Source organism: Marivita sp., assembly GCF_020055635.1.
In the GTDB taxonomy this organism is placed as follows: Bacteria; Pseudomonadota; Alphaproteobacteria; order Rhodobacterales; family Rhodobacteraceae; genus Marivita.
The window spans coordinates 1-5,282 of sequence record NZ_JAIPUT010000124.1; the positions used below are offsets into that span (position 1 = coordinate 1).

The window sequence follows — 5,282 nt, forward strand, 5'->3', positions numbered from 1 at the left end:
CCTGTGTCGTGTCCTGCAAAGGCTGGAACACCGAAAACTACGGCGCGCCCCTGTCGGATCAGAACCCTTACGGCGCGGACCCGTCCGGCACCTTCCTGAACCGGATCCATTCCTACGAGGTGCAGCCCGAGACCGGCCCTGCACAGTTGATTCACTTTCCGAAATCCTGTCTGCATTGCGAAGATGCGCCCTGCGTGACCGTCTGCCCCACCGGGGCAAGCTACAAGCGCACCGAGGACGGGATCGTTCTGGTCAACGAGACCGACTGCATCGGCTGCGGCCTCTGTGCCTGGGCCTGCCCCTACGGCGCGCGCGAGCTGGATCAGGCGGAAGGCGTGATGAAGAAATGCACGCTCTGCGTCGACCGCATCTATAACGAGAACCTTCCCGAGGAAGACCGCGTGCCCGCCTGCGTGCGCACCTGCCCGTCGAACGCGCGCCATTTCGGCGATCTGGGTGATCCCGACAGCGACGTCAGCCAGATGGTCGCCGAACGCGGCGGGATGGACCTGATGCCGGAGCAGGGCACCAAGCCCGTGAACAAGTACCTGCCGCCACGTCCCAAGGACCGGTTGAACAACGAAATCGACATCCTTGCGCCCCTGCTGGAGCCGGTCGCAGAAGAGCCGAAAGGCTTTCTTGGCTGGCTCGACAAGGCGCTGGAGAAAATCTGATGCATCCAGCCCCGTCCATCATCGCGTTCAGCACGTTTTCCGGTCTTGGCCTTGGCCTGCTGTTCTGGCTTGGGGTCGACACCTCCGCGCCCACCGGGTGGGTCGCGTTTGTGTTCTTTGCCATCGCCTACGTCCTTGCTGCCGGAGGGTTGATTTCGTCGACCTTCCACCTGGGGCGTCCCGAACGTGCGCTCAAGGCGTTCACCCAGTGGCAGACAAGCTGGCTGAGCCGCGAGGCCTGGTGCGCAGTCGCGGCCCTTGTCACCATGGGCATCTACGGCTTTTTCCTCGTGTTCTTCGACCGGCAGATCATGTTGCTGGGTCACCTCGGGGCGTTCTTCTGCCTGCTGACTGTCTACACCACCTCCATGATCTACGGTCAGCTCAAGACCGTGCCGCGCTGGAACACCGGGCTGACCCCGGCCTTGTTTCTCGCGCTGTCGGTTGCGGGGGGCGCGCTGCTTTCGGGGCGGGTCACCATCGGCCTGATCCTTCTAGTGATCGCCGGCGCCATTCAGGGCCTCTGGTGGAAACGGGGCGACAGGCGGTTTGCGCAATCGGGCACGACGATGGCGACAGCCACGGGCCTGGGCGACATCGGCGAGGTGCGCGCCTTCGAGTCGCCGCACACCGGAACGAATTACCTGCTCAAGGAAATGGTCTATACCGTCGGCCGCCGTCACGCCCGGAAACTGCGCCTGATCGCGCTGGCGCTGATGCTGGTTCTGCCGGTCTTCCTGCTCATACTGCCGAACCCGCATGTCTTCGGTGTCCTGGCACTGTTCAGCCATGTTGCGGGGGTGCTGGTATCGCGCTGGCTGTTCTTTGCAGAGGCCGAACACGTGGTCGGATTGTATTACGGCATGCGGTGACCGGTTCGGCCCTGCATGCCTGCCGCTACCGCGATTTCCAGCTGTCGAGCCACCGGCGGAACCCGCTTCGGCGGCGTGCCAGACCATCGCCTACCGACTCGAACCCCTCTTCCACGTCTTCGAGAACCGGGTCGATGCGCGCGATGCGAAACCGCCGCCAGCGCACCCAGACCGCCCAGAAGAACGCGGCCAGAAGCGTCAGGACGATGATGTTGATCCAGGGGATGATCCGCACCTCCGGACCGTCAACCGGGCGCACGTTCAGCGCGTTGGGAAAGATGGTCAGGAACTCGTTGCGCCAGCCATAATGCTTGATCACCACCCATTGCGGGTCGGCGGAGGTGCTGCGCAGGTCTGCGGCTTCGGCTTGCAGGTTCGACGTGTCGAACTTGAAATAGGGCGGCCAGCCCCAGCCGGTATCTTCGTTGCGGTACACCATTACATCGCCATCCGACTTCACCGCCGAGATGAAGAACACGTCCCGGTTCGGCAATGTGCCATCGCTTCCGACATCCGCCGAGGCCCAGAACCAGCGGTTCTCGCCCGGATCGATCCGGCGCACCTCGGTATCGGTGATCCGCGCGACATCGTGCTGCGGCAGGGTGTAGTGCAGGAACGACGCGAACAGCACCCAGAAGGTCAGGATGAAAGCCCACTTGATATAACCCACGGCGTCGCCCTCTTAGTAGAAGTTCGTAAAGTAGATGATGGCAGAGATAACCACCATCGGCACGATATACACCCCCAGAATCAGCTTGCGTCGCAGCGATCCGTCATACTCGCGCAATCCCCCTTCGACATAGGTCTCGCGGTCGCCCTCCTGGATTTCCTCGTCCCATTCCTTCTCGAGCCTGTCGCGCCGCACCGCGCGGGAATAGAGCGACAGGCAGATATAGACCACGCTCAGGACCAGAAATCCGATCACCAGCAACCGACCAAGTGCAACCATACTACCTCCGAACCGCGCCCCACGGACCCACACGCGCCACCATATCGTCGCGGATCGGGGCAGGTTCTTCAAGCGGCGCGTCATGTCCGAACAAGGCTTCGCGCGCCCCTGCTTTATCGGCAACATATTCGCGGGTCAGAAAATCGACCACATAGGCGCGTTTGGTGTCGGTCCACCCGCGATAGGCGGCGTAGAACGCCTCCTTGTGGCAGATGTAAAGCTGGCGGATATCCTTGTGCGACAGTTCGGACAGCAGCATGTTGACGAGGCTCGCATCGGGTGTCGCACTGGCCCGCAGCGTATAGAAATAGGCAGGATGGTCACTGGCGATCCGGGGCCAGGTGGCATCGCCTTCCGCCCACTGCACGAGCTGGTTCAGCGCGTGCCACTCGGGCGGCAACCGGTCCGAGTATCGCCGCGCCAGCCCGCGGATGTCGCGCCGCGTCGCGCCCGTCAGGTCGATCTCCGCCTCCTGCGCGATGTCCACAACGATGAAATCCATCTTCTGCCGCAGGATCGCGCTCGCATCGATGCCGCGCGCCTTGACGATCGGCTCCACCAGCCCGTTCAGGTCCAGAAACTTCGCCACCTTGTTCCGGTCCTGCAACGTGAACGTATAGGCAATCGGCAACCCCGGCACCGCGTCCCCCGCACAGATCGCCGCCGGATGCTCCACCTGCCGGAACACATACATCCCGCCGAAATGAGTGGTGTGAAAGTTCGCCTGGCGGAACTCCATCTGTTTGAGCCGCACCGGATTGCGCACCACATCGCCCGTGCGTTTGGCGAGGGTGATCATCTCCGCGATCAGCACATCATCGTGCCAGCCGTCGGGTTCCGTCTTGAACCGATCCACCAGCGCGCCCAGCTTTTCCGCATCGCGCACCGTGCCGCTGGTTGTGTCCGCCTCGATCCGGATCGTGTGGATGTCGAACAGCCGCTCCGGATTGGACACGTCGAACACCGTGTTCACCAACTCCCCCGCCACCGCATCCTTGGCGGTGAGCGCGAACAACTGGCTCTCGTTCGCCTCGATGAACTGCCGCAGAATATCCCGCGAGGTCGAGAATTTCGCATCGAGCAGCGGCGCCGTCTTCTGCTGCGTCGTCAGCAGAATGAACTGCCGGTTCACCCCGTTGTGGTTGAGGTAGAGCGGATCGTCCAACTCATCCCCTACCTCGGGCGAGAAGCCGGAGATGTCGATGTGGAAATCGGTCTGGGCCGTGGTCTTGCCCGTCAGATGCTTGAGCGCCCGGTTGTACCGCTCCACCAGCGCGGGCGAGGTCACATGCACCAGATTGCCAAACATCAGCCCGGATTGGATGAGGCGGTTCATAGTTGAGAAGTACCTCTAATCAAATTCCTGGGAAGCGCTTGTTTTATGGCAGAATTTGCTCATTTTACTGCTTGCCCTTGCTATTTTAGTGTTTTGTCAACATATTTATATGTACGAACGCAATATGCTCCACATCGTCCGCAGCACAATCAAACTCAACTTCTGCAACCATAAGGTGAACCTTAGACAGGTCTATGGATATGATTCCTAACAGCCACCCTACACGCGCGATGGCCGTTGCTAACTGGTTTCTGACAAAGTCATGGAGCGATGGAAGCAAGCCGCCGTGTGATCAGATGAAGTTGTACAAGCTGGTTTACTACGCCCACGGCTGGTATCTTGGCAATTGTCATCAAGAACTGTTCCCGGAGGACGTAGAGGCATGGCCACACGGCCCTGTTGTCAGGGACCTTTACGTCGAATTCAAAGACGCTGGCCGCAATCCGATTACCCACCTCGGAAAACGGCTAGAGATTGTCGACGATAGTGTTAAGCGTATCGAGCCAAAGCATGACGGGTCTCTGGATGGATTTTTCGATAGCATTTGGAATGTATATGGTGGCTACACTGGAATTCAGTTGTCAAACATGACGCATGACCCCGGAGAGCCGTGGACAGTAGTTGCAGAACAGTACGGGTACAACTTGGCTAGCAAGCCTACAATTACCAGCGAAATAATTGAGGCGGCTTTTCAAAGAAAAGTCCGAGACGCCAGCTAAACCTCTTGTTGTATCTGAACGGGAGAAGGACGTTCCGGTTCTTCCCGATCAATACACCAAAAAGGATTCCATCTACTTCGATGGTGGAGCACCAAACCAAGTGTTCAAGTTCGAGCGCTGGGGTTTGTCGTATGGAACAGATGACAAAGGGCATGCGGCTGCAATAATTTTGTCTGTTCTGATCGTTTGCTTGCTGGCTTTGATCTTTATTGGCGGATTATTTGTAGAGCGAGCGTGGATCGCAGACGCTCTTAAGTTTCTCGGAACGGCTTTCACATTCGTAGCGGGAGTTGCGATTGGAAAGAGTAGCAACAAAAAATGAATTTGAATTGCCTCACTCACCCCTCCCCCTCTAAAAACCGCTTCTTCGCCTCAACCTGACGCCCCATATCCCGCACCATCCCTTCAATCGCCACCTCATCCGACTTGTCCGCATAGCGGAACTCGGAATCCGCGTAGCGGTTGATCTCCTGGATCACCATCTCGACCGTGATCGGCCGCCGCAACTCCTCGATCATCGCCGCTTTCTCATCGTACGACCGGAACAGGAACAGATCCGGCTGCTCCATCCACTCATCCGGCAATTCAAAGTCCATCGCGCGGACCTTCACCGCGTCGGTGATGTTCTTGATCGCGCGCCCGGTAAAGCGCGGGTCGGCCTCCTGAATGGCCTTGAGGTAGGTGCCCATCTTGGCAATCGTGTCGAGCGTGCCAATCTGTGACGACACACGC

The 5,282-nt window shown here is 59.3% G+C and carries 7 protein-coding genes and 1 pseudogene; 4 read left to right on the top strand and 4 right to left on the bottom strand.

Going from position 1 to position 5,282, the window contains the following annotated elements:
• Both LCF60_RS23320 and LCF60_RS23325 read left to right on the top strand, forming a co-directional pair.
• Positions 1-674, top strand: a 674-nt coding sequence (locus LCF60_RS23320; protein ID WP_292294929.1) for a 4Fe-4S dicluster domain-containing protein, incomplete at its 5' end; no start/stop codon positions are given.
• On the top strand, positions 674-1,546 hold the full coding sequence (locus tag LCF60_RS23325; RefSeq protein WP_292294930.1) for a DmsC/YnfH family molybdoenzyme membrane anchor subunit: 873 nt from the start codon (positions 674-676) through the stop codon (positions 1,544-1,546). The genes LCF60_RS23320 and LCF60_RS23325, both read left to right, overlap by 1 nt.
• A 25-nt stretch (positions 1,547-1,571) precedes the next feature.
• Here the strand turns inward: LCF60_RS23325 and LCF60_RS23330 are convergent, their stop codons facing one another.
• From LCF60_RS23330 to LCF60_RS23340, 3 genes are read right to left on the bottom strand one after another with little or no spacing between them, the layout of a single operon-like run.
• Positions 1,572-2,216 (bottom strand): DUF1523 family protein, encoded by a 645-nt coding sequence (locus tag LCF60_RS23330; protein WP_292294931.1) that lies wholly within the window; start codon positions 2,214-2,216, stop codon positions 1,572-1,574.
• Positions 2,217-2,228: 12 nt separating this feature from the next.
• Entirely contained in the window at positions 2,229-2,495 is a 267-nt protein-coding gene (locus LCF60_RS23335; protein WP_292294932.1) for a hypothetical protein, read from the bottom strand.
• Between the two features lies 1 nt (position 2,496).
• Positions 2,497-3,831: a DUF6638 family protein gene (locus tag LCF60_RS23340; RefSeq protein ID WP_292294933.1), complete on the bottom strand. Its 1,335-nt coding sequence runs from the start codon at positions 3,829-3,831 to the stop codon at positions 2,497-2,499.
• A gap of 230 nt (positions 3,832-4,061) precedes the next feature.
• On the opposite strand from LCF60_RS23340, the gene LCF60_RS23345 reads away from it, so the two are divergent.
• Together LCF60_RS23345 and LCF60_RS23350 are read left to right on the top strand one after the other, a co-directional pair.
• Complete coding sequence (locus LCF60_RS23345) at positions 4,062-4,550, top strand: type II toxin-antitoxin system antitoxin SocA domain-containing protein (protein WP_292294934.1); 489 nt, start codon at positions 4,062-4,064, stop codon at positions 4,548-4,550.
• Positions 4,510-4,872 (top strand): hypothetical protein, encoded by a 363-nt coding sequence (locus LCF60_RS23350; protein WP_292294935.1) that lies wholly within the window; start codon positions 4,510-4,512, stop codon positions 4,870-4,872. The genes LCF60_RS23345 and LCF60_RS23350 overlap by 41 nt, the downstream gene beginning before the upstream one ends.
• Positions 4,873-4,888: 16 nt before the next feature.
• Here the strand turns inward: LCF60_RS23350 and LCF60_RS23355 are convergent.
• Positions 4,889-5,282: pseudogene (locus LCF60_RS23355) on the bottom strand (AAA family ATPase); the annotation flags it as partial.